Origin of the sequence: Pseudomonas haemolytica (assembly GCF_009659625.1) — a bacterium.
Taxonomy (GTDB): Bacteria; Pseudomonadota; Gammaproteobacteria; order Pseudomonadales; family Pseudomonadaceae; genus Aquipseudomonas; species Aquipseudomonas haemolytica.
The window spans coordinates 739,570-754,681 of record NZ_VOIW01000003.1 but is presented as its reverse complement, the minus strand read 5'-3'; the positions used below and the strand labels follow the sequence as shown (position 1 = coordinate 754,681).

Sequence of the window (15,112 nt, the reverse complement as noted above, 5' to 3'; positions counted from 1 at the left end):
AACACCTCTTTTTCAACTTCCTTTCGGCTTCGATGAACTGAAGCAACCTGCTGCCGAAAACCTCATAACTCATTGTTTACCAAAGAGTTTTCCGTTTCGACTGCGCCGGAAGTGGGGCGAATTATAGACAGATATAATTCGCCGTCAACACCTAATTTCAGACTTATTCGGATTTGAGCGTAATACGCGCAAATGCCTTCTTCCCTGCCTGGCAAACATGGGTAGCGCCCAGCTCGTATATAAAGGTGCGATCAACCACCTCACCATCTATACGCACACCGCCCGAACTCAAGAGATCACGAGCGACCGCCGAGTTCTTCACTAGGCCCGCCTTATTAAGAACAGCCGCAATCGGCATCGATTCAGCAGCCGCCAACTCAATCTCCGGCAGATCGTCAGGCAGCTCACCATCCTTCATACGATTACCCGCAGCTCGGTGAGCACTGGCCGCAGCCTCCTCACCATGGAAGCGCGCTACGATCTCTTCTGCCAGCTTGATCTTCACATCGCGAGGATTGGCGCCCGCCTCCACATCCGCACGCAGCGCGTTAATTTCGTCCATCGAGCGGAAGCTCAACAGCTCGAAGTAACGCCACATCAGCGCATCCGGAATGGAAACCAGCTTGCCGTACATCACACCCGGCGCCTCCTGGATGCCGACGTAGTTGCCCAATGACTTGGACATCTTCTTGACACCGTCCAACCCCTCCAGCAATGGCATGGTCAGAATGCACTGAGCTTCCTGGCCATATGCACGCTGCAGCTCACGCCCCATCAACAGGTTGAATTTCTGATCGGTGCCACCCAACTCAACATCCGCCCGCAACGCCACCGAGTCATACCCCTGAACCAGAGGGTAAAGAAACTCATGGATCGCAATCGGCTGATTGGTGGAGTAGCGCTTGTCGAAGTCATCGCGCTCAAGCATGCGCGCCACGGTGTACTGGGAAGTCAGGCGAATGAAATCTGCCGGCCCCATCTTGTCCATCCAGGTGGAGTTGAACGCCACCTCGGTCTTTGCCGGATCAAGAATCTTGAACACCTGGGTCTTATAGGTCTCGGCATTATCGAGAACCTGCTCGCGAGTCAGCGGCGGGCGCGTAGTGCTCTTGCCGCTCGGATCACCGATCATCCCGGTGAAGTCACCTATAAGGAAGATGACTTGGTGGCCCAGATCCTGGAACTGGCGCAGCTTATTAATAAGCACGGTATGACCCAGGTGCAGATCCGGCGCAGTCGGATCAAAGCCAGCCTTGATACGCAGGGGCTGGCCACGCTTGAGCTTCTCGATCAGCTCAGCCTCGACCAACAGTTCTTCCGCACCACGTTTTATCAGCGCTAGCTGCTCTTCAACCGACTTCATAACAGACCCGCAAGGCTCAGATTCAAAAGGGAACCAACCATACAAGATCAGGGACTAATTACAAGTTTTGCCCTGCGCACGGACACCGTTCAGCAAGCCCAGCATTCGCGAGCTTGCGCCACAGATGATTTGGTTATATTTTATACAGTTATTTCATCTTCATCATGTCATTCATCTTTTCCATTTCATCTTCAAAGTCAAAATTACCTATGACCACTGAACCGTCTAAAGCGCCGCCGCTTTACCCGAAGACCCACCTGCTTGCCGCAAGTGGTATCGCCGCCCTTCTCAGCCTGGCACTCCTGGTATTCCCTTCCAGTGACGTAGAAGCCAAACGAACATCCCTGAGCCTTGACCTGGAAAGCCCAGTTGAACAACTGACACAAGATCAAGACGCTTCCGACGCTCAACAAGCCACAAATACTCCGACCGAGTCACCTTTCGCACAGATCGAAAGCACTCCTGAGGACACCCAACAAGCCGCCCAGGAACAACCTGTGGTAGCCGCGGCCAAGAGCCCCCAGCATCGCGAAGTCATCGTAAGCAGGGGCGACACACTATCAACCCTGTTCGAAAAGGTCGGACTACCTGCCGCCGCCGTTAATGAAGTGCTGGCCAGCGATAAGCAAGCCAAGCAGTTCACCCAGCTCAAACACGGTCAAAAGCTTGAGTTCGAACTGACGCCCGACGGCCAGTTGAACAACCTGCACACCCGTCTCAGCGACCTGGAAAGCATTAGCCTTAGCAAAGGCGCCAAAGGTTTTGCCTTCAACCGCATCACCACCAAGCCAGTTATGCGCTCCGCCTACGTACACGGCGTGATCAACAGCTCCCTGTCACAATCGGCTGCCCGGGCCGGCCTGTCACACAGCATGACCATGGACATGGCCAGCGTGTTTGGCTACGACATCGACTTCGCACAGGACATCCGCCAGGGTGACGAATTCGACGTAATCTATGAGCAGAAAGTGGCGAATGGCAAAGTGGTGGGCACTGGCAACATTCTCTCTGCACGCTTCACCAACCGCGGCAAAACCTATACCGCCGTGCGCTACACGAATAAACAAGGCAATAGCAGCTATTACACAGCTGATGGCAACAGCATGCGCAAGGCCTTCATCCGCACGCCAGTGGACTTCGCCCGTATTAGCTCGCGTTTCTCCATGGGTCGCAAGCACCCAATTCTGAACAAAATCCGCGCACACAAGGGCGTCGACTATGCCGCTCCGCGTGGTACGCCAATCAAGGCGGCTGGCGACGGTAAGGTACTGTTGGCCGGACGTCGCGGCGGTTACGGCAATACAGTGATCATCCAGCACGGCAACACCTACCGTACGCTGTATGGCCACATGCAAGGGTTCGCCAAGGGCGTCAAGACTGGTGGCAACGTGAAACAGGGCCAAGTGATCGGATACATCGGCACTACCGGCTTGTCCACCGGGCCGCACTTGCACTATGAGTTCCAGGTCAACGGCGTACACGTTGACCCATTGGGGCAGAAGTTGCCAATGGCCGACCCGATCGCCAAGGCCGAACGCGCGCGCTTCATGCAACAGAGCCAGCCGCTGATGGCGCGGATGGATCAAGAGCGCTCCACCTTGCTGGCTTCGGCGAAGCGTTAAGGTATGCCGCTCTATATAGGCGTGATGTCCGGGACCAGCCTCGACGGCCTGGATATCGCCCTCATTGAACAAGACACGGCGATCAATCTGATTGCCACCCTCTACATCCCCATGCCCGACACCTTGCGCACTGAGCTACTGAGCCTGTGCGCCAGCGGCCCGGACGAAATCGCCCGATCCGCAATTGCCCAGCAACAATGGGTAACGCTCGCCGCTCAAGGCATCCTCGGCTTGCTGGCTCAAAACAACCTCAAACCTCAGGACATTCGCGCGATTGGCAGCCATGGTCAGACGATTCGCCATGAACCCGCCCGAGGCTTTACCGTACAGATCGGCAACCCTGCCCTGCTCACCGAACTGACCGGCATCACCGTAGTCAGCGACTTCCGCAGCCGTGACGTCGCCGCCGGCGGCCAGGGTGCCCCCTTGGTTCCTGCGTTTCATGAAGCCTTGTTCGGCGAACACGCCGGCAACCGCGCGGTGTTGAATGTCGGCGGGTTCAGCAACCTCAGTCTGATCGAGACGAACAAGCCTGTAGCCGGTTTCGACTGCGGCCCGGGGAACGTCCTCCTGGACGCCTGGATTTACCTGCAGCGCGGCGAACACTTTGATCACGGCGGGCAATGGGCTGCCAGCGGCAAGGTCCAACCTCAGCTACTCAACGCATTGCTCAGCGACCCATTCTTCTTGACCAAAGGCCCAAAAAGCACGGGGCGCGAAGTGTTCAACCTGGCCTGGCTGCAACAGCACCTTGGTCGCTTGCCCGCCTTTGAACCCCAGGACGTACAAGCCACCCTGCTGGAACTGACAGCCCTCACCATCGTCGAGTCCCTGCAAAGCGCACAACCGAGCACCGAGACCTTGCTGATCTGCGGCGGCGGCGCCCATAACGCGACGCTGATGAATCGACTGACAGCACTGCTACCTTCAACCCAAGTCAGCAGTACAACCACATACGGCGTAGACCCTGACTGGGTCGAAGCCATGGCATTCGCCTGGCTGGCCCATTGCTGCCTGGAAGGCATCGCCGCCAATCGCCCCAGCGTAACCGGCGCTCGCGGACTTCGGGTACTCGGCGCGATTTACCCCGCCTGAAACCCCAGACAGCAAAACGCCGCTTGGCTTATTAAAGCCAAGCGGCGTTCTTTTGTTGCAAACGAGGCAACCGATCAAATCGAGAACGAAGACCCGCAACCACAGGTGGTGGTGGCATTAGGGTTCTTGATCACGAAGCGCGAACCTTCCAGACCCTCCTGGTAATCCACCTCGGCGCCTGCCAAGTACTGGAAGCTCATCGGGTCCACGACCAGGCTGACGCCCTCGCGTTCGACGATAGTGTCGTCATCGGCCACATCTTCATCGAAGGTAAAACCGTACTGAAACCCTGAACAACCGCCGCCTGTAACAAATACGCGCAGCTTCAAACGATCATTACCCTCTTCATCGACCAGGCTCTTCACCTTGTGCGCAGCACCGTGGGTGAATTGCAAAGCCGTGGGGGTGAAGGATTCAACGCTCATGCTGATAATCTCCCGGCGTAGCGCCGCCATATGCGTAATGGCCGGCATTATCCGCTTCTCCTAGAAAAGCGGTCAACTATTGTTACGGTATATCAATCTGCGCAGCTGCCATAAAAAACGCAAAAGGCCCGATCAACGGGCCTTTTGCTTAACGACCAAGCAGCGCTAAGGCAGCATGCCTGCGTGGGACAGGCCCAGCTTCTCATCCAGGCCGAACAGGATGTTCATGTTCTGCACCGCCTGGCCAGACGCGCCCTTGACCAGGTTGTCGATCACCGACAGCACCACGACCAGATCGCCATTCTGCGGACGATGCACTGCAATACGGCACACATTGGCGCCACGCACACTGCGGGTCTCCGGATGGCTGTCCGCGGGCATTACATCGACGAACGGCTCATTGGCATAACGCTTTTCAAACAGCGTCTGCAGGTCTACCGAGCGGTCAGTGACGGTCGCATACAGCGTGGAGTGAATCCCACGGATCATCGGCGTCAGGTGCGGCACGAAGGTCAGGCCCACGTCCTTGCCGGCAGCGCGACGCAACCCTTGGCGGATTTCTGGCAAGTGACGATGCCCTTTTACCGCATAGGCCTTCATGCTTTCCGACGTTTCGGAGTACAGCGAACCGACTGCCGCACCGCGCCCGGCTCCGCTGACGCCCGACTTGCAGTCGGCAATCAGGCGCGAAGTATCCGCCAAGCCAGCTTCCAACAGTGGCAAGAAACCCAGTTGCGTCGCGGTCGGATAGCAGCCCGGCACCGCAATCAGGCGTGCTTGCTTGATCTGCTCTCGATTGACTTCCGGCAGGCCGTAAACCGCTTCTTCCAGCAACTGCGGCGCACCATGGGGTTGGCCGTACCACTTGGCCCACTCATCGGCATCCTGCAGGCGGAAGTCCGCCGACAAGTCGATGACCTTTGTACCGGCCGCCAACAACTCGCCGGCCAACGCATGGGCAACACCGTGCGGCGTGGCAAAGAACACCACGTCGCAGGCGCCCAGGGTCTTGATATCCGGCACGCTGAACGCCAAGCCGTCATAGTGGCCTCGCAGGTTCGGGTACATATCGGCCACGGCCAGCCCAGCCTCGGATCGGGAAGTGATGACCACCACCTCAGCTTGCGGATGCTGAGCCAACAGACGCAGCAATTCGACACCGGTGTAACCCGTGCCGCCGACGATACCGACCTTGACCATAAACCTGCCCTCAACGAACCCACTGGAAAGCCGTCGATAATAGGGGCCGTATCGTCCTGCGACAACCGTCAACGTGACGTACGGGCGCATGAGCCACTACTATCTTGGCTACCGTGAACCTGGGAATAACTAAAATGCTCTATCTATGGGTCAAAGCCTTCCATATCGTCAGCATCGTCTGCTGGTTTGCCGGGCTGTTCTACCTGCCACGCCTGTTCGTCTACCACGCCCAAAGCGAAGATACGGTCAGCAAAGAACGCTTCAGCATCATGGAGCGCAAGTTGTACCGGGGCATCATGGGCCCGGCGATGGTTGCCACACTGGTCTTCGGCATCTGGATGCTGGCGCTCAACCCCAGTATTTTCCAGTCGGGCGCGTGGATCCACGCCAAGCTGACCCTGGTCGTAATACTTATCGGCTACCACCATATGTGCGGCGCGCAGGTGAAACGCTTCGCCCGTGGCGAAAACACCCGCAGCCATGTCTTTTATCGCTGGTTCAATGAAGTGCCGGTTCTGATATTGCTGGCTATCGTAATTTTGGTCGTGGTCAAACCGTTTTAACTTCAATTACTCGGGGAACCTCCAATGTCGCTGCCCGCTTTGCTGGAACAACGTCTGCGCCTGCCCGTCGTGGCTGCGCCGATGTTTCTGATCTCCAACCCGAAACTGGTCCTGGCCTGCTGTCGCAATGGGGTGGTCGGGAGTTTCCCGGCGCTCAACCAACGTGAAAGCAGTGGTTTCAAGGCTTGGCTGGAAGAAATCGAAGCGGGCCTGGCGCAGTTGGACAACCCTGCTCCCTATGCCGTGAACCTGATCGTGCACAACAGCAACCCGCGGCTTGAAGCGGACCTGGCGATCTGCGTCGAGCACAAGGTTCCGATCGTCATCACCAGCCTCGGTGCGGTGAAGGAAGTGGTCGATGCCGTCCACAGCTACGGCGGCCTGGTGTTTCATGACGTCACTACCCGACGCCATGCCGAGAAAGCCGCTGAAGCGGGCGTTGATGGCCTGATTGCCGTAGCCGCTGGTGCCGGTGGTCATGCAGGCACTTGGAGCCCCTTCGCGCTGATTGCCGAGATTCGCCAGTTCTTCGACAAAACCCTGCTGCTGGCCGGCTGCCTTAATCATGGACATGAGATTCTCGCGGCCCAATTGCTTGGTGCCGACCTGGCGTATTTCGGCACGCGCTTTATCGGCACCACCGAAAGCCACGCGCCAGATGCCTACAAAGAGATGCTGCTCACATCGCGAGCTGCCGACATCGTGCACACTCCTGCGGTCTCCGGCGTACCTGCAAGCTTCATGCGCCAGAGCCTGGAAAATGCCGGTTTTGACCTCGCCGCGCTTCAAGGCAAGGGTGAAGTCAACTTCGGTTCCAAGCTCAAACCATTGAGCGATGAGGCCAAAGCGTGGAAAACTGTATGGTCGGCCGGCCAAGGCGTCGGTGAGATTGATGATCTACCCGACGTCGATGAACTCGTCGCCCGCCTGGATGCCGAATACCGCAAAGCACGCGAGCGTGCCGCGCAACTGCGCTGGCCACGCTGACCCACTGCAAGGCCTGCCGATTGGACGGGCCTGCATACTCTCCCTGATTAAGTGACAAGGATGCCCGCATGAGCGACAGCCGTTTCAAGATTGTGTTTGACGGAGCCTTGCTCCCGGGTGTCGAAAGCACCACCGCCAAGCTGAACCTGGCAGAACTATTCAAGAGCGAGGTCGAAGCGGTAGAAAAACTCTTCACTGGCCGCTCAGTGGCGCTCAAACGCGACCTCTCCCGCTCTGATGCTGAAACCTACCTCACGGCATTGCACAACGCCGGGGTCGATGCACGCATCGAAGCTGAACAACCCGTGGCGTTCAGCCTTGCCGAAGCCCACGAGACAGATTCCTCTGGCTCCGACTTCTCCAGGCCCGCCGCTTCACCTTATGCACCGCCACGCGCCGCGGTTGGCGATGACTTGCCGGAGTTCGCCACTCTCAATGTATTCACCACTCAAGGGCGCATCGGCCGCCTGCGCTACCTGGCCTGGACGCTGGCACTGACCGTCGCGATGCTGGTGGCCGCAGGCATCATCAGTACAGTGGGCTTCGCAGTAGCGACTGCCTCGCCAACGATAGCCGTCATTCTCGGTTCGCTGTTGGGCTTCGCGCTGTTTGTTGCGCTGGTCGTCGTGAGCGTACAAATCGGCGTGCAGCGCCTGCACGACCTGGGATGGTCGGGCTGGTTGTACTTGCTCAACCTGGTTCCGCTAGTGAATAGCGTTTTCCCTATCCTGTTGCTGGTATTGCCAGGCAACTCCGGCGCCAACCAATACGGCGCGCCACCACCGCGCAACTCCACGGCGGTGAAAATCCTGGCCTCGTTGTGGCTGGCATTTATTCCATTGATGCTCATCATCGTCGTAACCCTGGGCATGAACGGCTACCTGGACCAACTTGAAGCCAATATGGACAGCCGCTACGAAAGCAGCTCCATCACCTCCGATGAAGACGCCGATCAAAGCGTCATCGTTGATGAAGCCGCAGCGCAAAGTGCTGAGGACGCGGCCGAACCTGTAGACTCTCCAGAACAGTGAAGAAACGCCCGCCGCCTGTGACGCCTCTGTCACAGGCCAGCGGCGTTGCGATGGAGAAAGGCATGACCCGTTACGCTCTGATCACCGGCGCCTCCAGCGGCATTGGCCTGGCTTTGGCCGAAGCCCTGGCTCGGCGTGGCCGCAGCTTGATTCTGGTGGCCCGTCAGCGTGATCAGTTGGAAAGCATTGCATTGGAATTGACTCAACGCTTTGGCGTCGAGGTGCTGTTTCGAGCCTGTGACTTGGGCGAGCCATTGCGCTTATCCGGTTTTTTGCTGGAGCTCGAAGAGGGTGAGCGGCAGATTGATCTGCTAGTCAACTGTGCTGGCATCGGCACCAGCGGGCCGTTCCTGGCCCAGGACTGGATGACCGAGCAGGACCTGATCGAAGTCAACATCCTGGCCTTGACCCGCATGTGCCATGCCCTTGGCAATGCCATGGCGCTGCACGGTGGCGGGCAGATACTCAACGTTGCCTCGGTTGCCGCCTTTCAGCCTGGGCCGTGGATGAGCAGCTACTACGCCAGCAAAGCCTATGTACTGCACTTCTCCGAGGGCTTGCGCGAAGAATTGAAGACGTGTGGCATCAAGGTCTCGGTACTTTGCCCCGGCCCCACGCGCACGGCCTTCTTCGGCACCGCACAGATGGATACGGCGAAACTCGACCGCAGCCAACAACTGATGAGCCCGGAAGAAGTCGCGCTCTACACCGTGCGTGCGCTGGAGAAGAACAAAGCCATCATCATTCCCGGGCGCCGCAACCGCTGGCTGGCTCTCAGCCCGCGCCTCAGCCCGCGCTGGCTGACCCGCAAGATTGCCGGCGCCATCAACAAGGCCTATTGCCCGCGTTGATCGCCTGGGTACACTCACCCTGCACTTTCATAATGGAGAAACAGCTGTGGATACTCTGTTCACCAAGATCATCAACAGAGAAATACCCGCGAAGATCATCTACGAAGATGATCAAGTCCTCGCCTTCCACGATATCGCCCCGCAGGCGCCGGTACATTTTCTGGTTATCCCGAAAAAACCTATTCGCACCCTCAATGACCTGACCGAGGAAGACAAAGCCCTGGCCGGCCATATTTTGTTCACTGCCCAGCGACTGGCCGTGGAACAAGGCTGCGAGAAAGGTTTCCGCGTGGTGATGAACTGCAACGAAGACGGCGGCCAGACCGTTTATCACATCCACATGCACGTGCTCGGTCAGCGCCAGATGAACTGGCCGCCAGGCTGAGGGGCCAGGGTCAAATTGACTCAGCGCAAACGCTACGCCCTCTCTTGCGGTAAACTGGCCGCCGAGATTCTTCCCGGAGGTCAGCATGACTACCCAACGTCACTACTCGCCGATTGATCGTCTGTTGCTGCAAGCCGACATGGCCATGCGCACGCTGTTGCCATTCAGCGGTCAACCGTACCGCCCATCGCCCGCCATCGTGCAGCCCGATGCGCAGATGAGCGAAACGGACACCCGCCACGTCGCCGGCCTGATGCGCATCAACCACACCGGTGAAGTCTGCGCGCAGGCGCTGTACCAGGGCCAGGCACTGACCGCCAAGTTGCCGCAGGTACGTGCAGCGATGGAGCATGCGGCCGAGGAAGAGATCGACCACCTGGCCTGGTGCGAACAACGTATCCGCCAGTTGGGCAGCCACCCAAGCGTGCTGAACCCACTGTTTTATGGTTTGTCGTTTGGTATCGGCGCTGCCGCCGGGTTGATCAGCGACAAAGTCAGCCTAGGATTTGTCGCCGCGACGGAACATCAGGTCTGCAAGCACCTGGATGAACATCTTGAGCAACTGCCGGCCGAAGACGAAAAGTCCCGGGCCATTCTGGAACAGATGCGTATCGATGAAGAACACCATGCAGAAAGCGCTCTAGATGCGGGCGGCTTCCGCTTTCCGGCACCGGTGAGATTCGGCATGAGCCTTTTGGCCAAGGTTATGACCAAGAGTACTTATAGAATCTGAAATCGCATCAAATCCAAACCGAAAGAAAGGGCGCTCGAAGCGCCCTTTCTTTTGCCTGCGATTTCCGCAATCAACCCAACTCGATGATTTCGTAATCGTGAGTGATGGCTACACCCGCAGCACCCAGCATGATCGAGGCCGAGCAGTATTTTTCAGCAGACAGCTCAATGGCACGCTTGACCTGGGCCTCCTTCAGCGCCCGGCCCTTGACCACGAAATGCATGTGGATCTTGGTAAATACCTTGGGATCTTCAGTGGCGCGTTCAGCTTCCAAGAAGGCTTCGCAGCTTTCCACGGCCTGGCGCGACTTCTTCAAGATGCTAACCACATCGAAATTGCTGCAGCCGCCAACACCCAGCAGCAACATTTCCATCGGGCGTACACCCAGGTTACGGCCACCGGCTTCCGGCGGGCCGTCCATGACCACTACATGGCCACTGCCCGACTCACCGAGGAACATGGCTTCGCCCGCCCATTGGATGCGTGCCTTCATCGCCCAGACTCCACTGCTAAAAAAGGGTCGCCAGCTTAGCACAGGGCCTTGAAACAGCAGCGCCCTGCACAAAATCGTTGAATGACTGTGTTTGCCAGGTAAATTGGCTAATCGAGGCAGAATGTGTCTGGTAAGCTGGCGCCAAATCAATGGCGCATTGCCATGCTTTGTACAGCGTGCATCAATATCGATGCCGCTGGATAAAAACAACGCCAACTACACCGCGCAGTCTTTTCGGGATACAACCATGGTTGCTCTTACTCCCACACCCAAGATCAAGAACCTCGACAAGCTGTTGATGCATTGCCAGCGTCGCCGCCATCCGGCCAAGCACAACATCATCTGCGCCGGCGAGCGCTCAGAAACCCTGTTTTTCATCATCAAGGGCTCGGTCACAATCCTGATCGAGGATGAAGACGGCCGCGAGATGATCATTGCCTACCTGAACACCGGAGATTTCTTCGGGGAGTTAGGGCTCTTTGAACAAGCAGGCAAAGAGCAAGAGCGCAGCGCCTGGGTGCGAGCCAAAGTTGAGTGCGAAGTGGCCGAGATCAGTTATACGAAGTTTCGCGAACTGGCCCAGCATGATCCGGATATCTTGTATGCCCTGAGCGGTCAGATCGCCCAGCGCCTGCGCGACACCACGCGCAAGGTCGGCGACCTAGCGTTCTTCGATGTCACCGGGCGCGTAGCGCGTTGCCTGCTGGAGTTGTGCAAGCAACCCGACGCCATGACCCATCCCGATGGCATGCAGATCAAGGTCACGCGCCAGGAGATCGGGCGCATTGTCGGTTGTTCACGGGAGATGGTCGGCCGCGTACTCAAGGACTTGGAAGAGCGCAACCTGGTGCACGTCAAAGGCAAGACGATGGTCGTGTTCGGCACCCGCTAAACCGGCAGAAAGCTGGCCAGCATCTGGCGGTACAACGTATCGAGCCGGCTGATGGCATCCGGCGCAGGAAAAGCTTCGTGCAGCGCAATATGGCTCTCGGCGCGAACCCGCTGCTCAAGGCCACAGGCTTGATTGAAGCGGTTGACCGCGCCAATCAACTCCTCACGATCGTTATCCAGCAACAAAGCGCCGTGGATCAAGCCCACCGGGCGCCCACCACTTTGTCGCCAACGCTGGGCGGTGCCAACCATCTTGCGGCCATTGAGATTGACGTTGTAGCGACCGTCGCAAAAAGCCCCGTCGATTTCGCCGACGGAGGCATCACCACCCAATTCGATCAGAAAATCACAGATCGGCTGGCACAAGCGCTGGTAACCGGTTTCGATACGGCCCTGGTCACCTTCGCTACGCGGCGGTGCATACACTAAGGCGATATTGACCGTGGCAGCGGACTGCGGCACGGGTTCGCCGCCGGTTTCCCGCAGCAACACCGGCCAACCGGCCTCGGCCGATACACGGCTGGCAACATCAAATGCCGGTAATCGACTCAACCGGCGCGGCATGACCAACGCTTGATCGCTGGGCTGCCAGAACAGCAGCCCGAATTCCTGCTCACCCGCACAAACGGCTGCCAAGAGGTCTTGCTCGGCAGTAAGGCCTGCTTCAACAGTCATCATCATGGGCTGAGTCATCGAACACCTGCCTCCCTGGAAATACAAAAGCCAATGTGGGAGCGGGCTTGCTCGCGAACGGGGCTTGTCAGTCGCCAAATAAATTGACTGACCCACCGTTTTCGCGAGCAAGCCCGCTCCCACATTTTTAACCGCATTTCAGTCAGTCTAATGTCGAACCACTCACCGCCACGCCACGCTCCGGGAAGAACAGGCGTTGCAGTTCCGCTCCCGGGTTCTCGGCGCGCATAAACGTCTCGCCCACCAAGAACGAGTACACGCCGCTGATTTCCATCAACTCCACGTCGGCGCGATTGACGATGCCACTCTCGGTAATCACCAAGCGATCACGGGGAATACGCGGCAACAGGTCGAGGGTGTTTTCAAGGCTGACTTCGAAAGTATGCAGGTTACGGTTGTTGACCCCCACCAGCGGTGTGTCGAGGGTTTTCAAGGCGCGCTCCAGCTCGTCGCCGTCATGCACCTCGACCAACACATCGAGACCGACGCTTTTGGCTACCGCCGCCAGCTCGGCCATCTTCACGTCATCCAATGCAGAGACAATCAGCAACACACAATCGGCACCCAAAACGCGAGCTTCAACGATCTGATAGGGATCGATCATGAAGTCCTTGCGGATCACCGGCAATTTACATGCCTCGCGGGCCTGCATCAGGTACAGGTCGTCCCCTTGGAAGAAGTCGATATCGGTCAATACCGACAGACACGTCGCGCCGCCCTTCTCATAGCTGACGGCGATTTCAGCCGGTACAAAGTGTTCACGGATGACGCCTTTGCTCGGCGAGGCCTTCTTGATTTCGGCGATCACGGCGGGCTGCTTGAGCTTGGCCTGGGCGATCAAGGCATTGGCAAAACCACGCGGCGCATCGACGCTTTTTGCTGCATCCTCCAACTCGCGGAGGCTGACGTATGCACGACGTTGCGCCACTTCTTCGGCCTTGCGGGCCAGGATCTTTTCCAGAACGGTCGGCACACTCATCCTTCATTCTCCATCTTGAATACGGCAGTGAATGCTCCCAGCTCTTCGAGCTTCTCACGAGCCAGACCGGTGTGCAGCGCATCGTGAGCCAAGGCGACACCTTCCTTAAGACTATAGGCGTGGTCGGCTGCGTAAAGTGCCGCGCCAGCATTCAGAACAATCATTTCCGCAGCCTTCTGACCGTTTTCGGTCTTACGGCGCCCCAGGGCATCACGAATCAGCTCCAATGAAGCCGCCGGGCTTTCCACCGCCAGGCCGTGCAAGCTCTGGCTCTTCATGCCCAGGTCTTCGGGCTCGACCCAATACTCAGTGACTTCGCCGTTCTTCAGCTCCGCCACGAAGGTCGGCGCCGCCAGGCTGAATTCGTCCAGGCCATCTTTGGAATGCACTACCAGCACATGCTTGCTGCCCAGGCGTTGCAAGACTTCGGCCAGTGGCCGGCACAACGCCTGGCTGAACACACCTACCACCTGGTGCTTCACACCGGCCGGATTCGTAAGCGGGCCGAGCATGTTGAACAGGGTACGCAGACCAAGGTCCTTGCGTGGGCCGGCAGCGTGCTTCATCGCGCCGTGATGGGATTGGGCAAACATGAAGCCGATGCCGACGCTGTCAATGCAGCGCGCTACCTGCACCGGCGTGAGGTTCAGATAGATGCCGGCCGCTTCCAGCAAGTCGGCACTGCCGCTCTTGCCGGACACCGCACGGTTACCGTGCTTGGCAACGGTGCAGCCAGCGGCAGCCACCACAAAGGATGAGGCTGTCGACACGTTGAAAATATTGGCGCCATCGCCGCCGGTGCCGACCACGTCGACCACACCGTCGAGGGTCTTGAGTTCGACCTTGTCCGCCAGCTCACGCATCACCGACACCGCGCCGACGATTTCGTCGATGCTTTCGCTCTTCATGCGCATGGCCATCATAAAGGCGCCGATCTGCGCGTCGGTGCATTGACCGGTCATGATCTCGCGCATCACATCGCTCATTTCGGCGGTGCTCAGGTCCAGATGGCCGACGATACGGCTCAGGGCAGTCTTGATATCCATGAAAAGTCCTTAGCGCGTGCCGCCGCTCTGCTTGAGAAAGTTAGCGAACAGCTCGTAGCCCTGCTCGGTCAGGATTGATTCAGGGTGAAACTGCACCCCTTCGATGTTCAGTGTCTTGTGACGCAGGCCCATGATCTCGTCGACCGAGCCGTCCTCCAGCTGGGTCCAGGCGGTCAGCTCAAGGCATTCAGGCAAGGTGTCGCGCTTGACCACCAGCGAGTGGTAACGGGTCACCGTCACCGGCAGGTTGAGGCCATGGAACACACCCAGGTCTTTATGAAACACCGGGCTGGTCTTGCCATGCATCACCTGGCGCGCACGCACCACGTCCCCGCCAAAAGCCTGGCCGATGGACTGGTGCCCCAGGCACACTCCCAGGATCGGTAGCTTGCCGGCGAAATACTTGATGGCTTCGAGGGAAATACCTGCCTCGGTCGGCGTGCAAGGGCCAGGCGAAACTACGATGCGCTCCGGGTTCAGGGCGGCGATTTCGGCGACAGTCAGTTCATCGTTACGCACCACCTTGACCTCGGCACCCAGCTCGCCCAGGTACTGCACAACGTTGTAGGTAAAGGAGTCGTAGTTATCAATCATCAGCAACATGTGGGTTCAAACCTCTTGAATTCACTGATTTCAAATGCCTGCCTTCCAAGAGAATGACCCGCTGCCAGACGCACGTTCCGGTTGCCAGGGTTAGTCGGCAAGGGGCGCAAAACAACGGGTGAAGAAGGCAAATCGGTACAGGTCCGGCCAGG

The 15,112-nt window shown here is 58.1% G+C and carries 17 protein-coding genes; 9 read left to right on the top strand and 8 right to left on the bottom strand.

Translation table 11 applies throughout. The annotated features are described in order from the left end of the window. Positions 1-163: 163 nt before the first annotated feature. Positions 164-1,363, bottom strand: a complete 1,200-nt coding sequence (gene tyrS / locus FRT59_RS13875; protein WP_153871452.1) for a tyrosine--tRNA ligase — start codon at positions 1,361-1,363, stop codon at positions 164-166. A gap of 209 nt (positions 1,364-1,572) precedes the next feature. Between tyrS and FRT59_RS13870 the strand changes: the two genes are divergently transcribed. Together FRT59_RS13870 and FRT59_RS13865 are read left to right on the top strand one after the other, a co-directional pair. Further along, positions 1,573-2,985 (top strand): peptidoglycan DD-metalloendopeptidase family protein, encoded by a 1,413-nt coding sequence (locus FRT59_RS13870; RefSeq protein ID WP_034116056.1) that lies wholly within the window; start codon positions 1,573-1,575, stop codon positions 2,983-2,985. Positions 2,986-2,988: 3 nt separating this feature from the next. Then, positions 2,989-4,080 carry an anhydro-N-acetylmuramic acid kinase gene (locus FRT59_RS13865; RefSeq protein ID WP_153871451.1) on the top strand — a complete coding sequence of 364 codons (1,092 nt, stop codon included), beginning with the start codon at positions 2,989-2,991 and terminating at the stop codon, positions 4,078-4,080. A 74-nt stretch (positions 4,081-4,154) separates the two neighbouring features. On the opposite strand, the gene erpA is transcribed toward FRT59_RS13865, so the two are convergent. Together erpA and argC are read right to left on the bottom strand one after the other, a co-directional pair. After that, the gene (gene erpA, locus FRT59_RS13860; protein ID WP_003176443.1) at positions 4,155-4,505 is read right to left on the bottom strand and encodes an iron-sulfur cluster insertion protein ErpA; all 351 of its coding nucleotides are present in this window, start codon (positions 4,503-4,505) and stop codon (positions 4,155-4,157) included. 165 nt (positions 4,506-4,670) lie between these two features. Next, positions 4,671-5,705: an N-acetyl-gamma-glutamyl-phosphate reductase gene (gene argC, locus FRT59_RS13855; RefSeq protein ID WP_153871450.1), complete on the bottom strand. Its 1,035-nt coding sequence runs from the start codon at positions 5,703-5,705 to the stop codon at positions 4,671-4,673. A 134-nt stretch (positions 5,706-5,839) separates the two neighbouring features. Here argC and hemJ point away from each other — a divergent pair, with 134 nt between their 5' ends. The 6 genes from hemJ to coq7 all read left to right on the top strand — a co-directional run bounded on the left by hemJ (position 5,840) and on the right by coq7 (position 10,255). Beyond that, on the top strand, positions 5,840-6,268 hold the full coding sequence (gene hemJ, locus FRT59_RS13850) for a protoporphyrinogen oxidase HemJ (RefSeq protein ID WP_153837555.1): 429 nt from the start codon (positions 5,840-5,842) through the stop codon (positions 6,266-6,268). Positions 6,269-6,292: 24 nt separating this feature from the next. Beyond that, positions 6,293-7,255 carry an NAD(P)H-dependent flavin oxidoreductase gene (locus FRT59_RS13845; RefSeq protein ID WP_153871449.1) on the top strand — a complete coding sequence of 321 codons (963 nt, stop codon included), beginning with the start codon at positions 6,293-6,295 and terminating at the stop codon, positions 7,253-7,255. A 68-nt stretch (positions 7,256-7,323) separates the two neighbouring features. Further along, positions 7,324-8,286: a DUF805 domain-containing protein gene (locus FRT59_RS13840; protein WP_153871448.1), complete on the top strand. Its 963-nt coding sequence runs from the start codon at positions 7,324-7,326 to the stop codon at positions 8,284-8,286. 62 nt (positions 8,287-8,348) lie between these two features. After that, positions 8,349-9,137: an SDR family NAD(P)-dependent oxidoreductase gene (locus FRT59_RS13835; protein WP_034116062.1), complete on the top strand. Its 789-nt coding sequence runs from the start codon at positions 8,349-8,351 to the stop codon at positions 9,135-9,137. Positions 9,138-9,183: 46 nt separating this feature from the next. Continuing rightward, positions 9,184-9,522, top strand: a complete 339-nt coding sequence (locus tag FRT59_RS13830; RefSeq protein WP_005792015.1) for a histidine triad nucleotide-binding protein — start codon at positions 9,184-9,186, stop codon at positions 9,520-9,522. A gap of 85 nt (positions 9,523-9,607) precedes the next feature. Further along, on the top strand, positions 9,608-10,255 hold the full coding sequence (gene coq7, locus FRT59_RS13825; RefSeq protein ID WP_017739622.1) for a 2-polyprenyl-3-methyl-6-methoxy-1,4-benzoquinone monooxygenase: 648 nt from the start codon (positions 9,608-9,610) through the stop codon (positions 10,253-10,255). Positions 10,256-10,325: 70 nt separating this feature from the next. Here the strand turns inward: coq7 and FRT59_RS13820 are convergent, their stop codons facing one another. After that, positions 10,326-10,748, bottom strand: coding sequence for an OsmC family protein (locus FRT59_RS13820; protein ID WP_005792019.1), 423 nt, complete (start codon positions 10,746-10,748; stop codon positions 10,326-10,328). Between the two features lie 247 nt (positions 10,749-10,995). Between FRT59_RS13820 and crp the strand changes: the two genes are divergently transcribed. Beyond that, complete coding sequence (gene crp / locus FRT59_RS13815) at positions 10,996-11,640, top strand: cAMP-activated global transcriptional regulator CRP (RefSeq protein ID WP_153871447.1); 645 nt, start codon at positions 10,996-10,998, stop codon at positions 11,638-11,640. Here the strand turns inward: crp and FRT59_RS13810 are convergent. The 4 genes from FRT59_RS13810 to FRT59_RS13795 all read right to left on the bottom strand — a co-directional run bounded on the left by FRT59_RS13810 (position 11,637) and on the right by FRT59_RS13795 (position 14,960). Beyond that, entirely contained in the window at positions 11,637-12,332 is a 696-nt protein-coding gene (locus tag FRT59_RS13810) for a lipoate--protein ligase family protein (RefSeq protein WP_153871446.1), read from the bottom strand. The genes crp and FRT59_RS13810 overlap by 4 nt on opposite strands. 142 nt (positions 12,333-12,474) lie before the next feature. Beyond that, the gene (gene trpC / locus FRT59_RS13805) at positions 12,475-13,311 is read right to left on the bottom strand and encodes an indole-3-glycerol phosphate synthase TrpC (RefSeq protein WP_153871445.1); all 837 of its coding nucleotides are present in this window, start codon (positions 13,309-13,311) and stop codon (positions 12,475-12,477) included. Then, positions 13,308-14,357, bottom strand: coding sequence for an anthranilate phosphoribosyltransferase (gene trpD / locus FRT59_RS13800; protein WP_034116065.1), 1,050 nt, complete (start codon positions 14,355-14,357; stop codon positions 13,308-13,310). The genes trpC and trpD overlap by 4 nt, the downstream gene beginning before the upstream one ends. Before the next feature lie 9 nt (positions 14,358-14,366). Continuing rightward, positions 14,367-14,960, bottom strand: a complete 594-nt coding sequence (locus FRT59_RS13795; RefSeq protein ID WP_034116066.1) for an aminodeoxychorismate/anthranilate synthase component II — start codon at positions 14,958-14,960, stop codon at positions 14,367-14,369. Between the last annotated feature and the right edge of the window lie 152 nt (positions 14,961-15,112).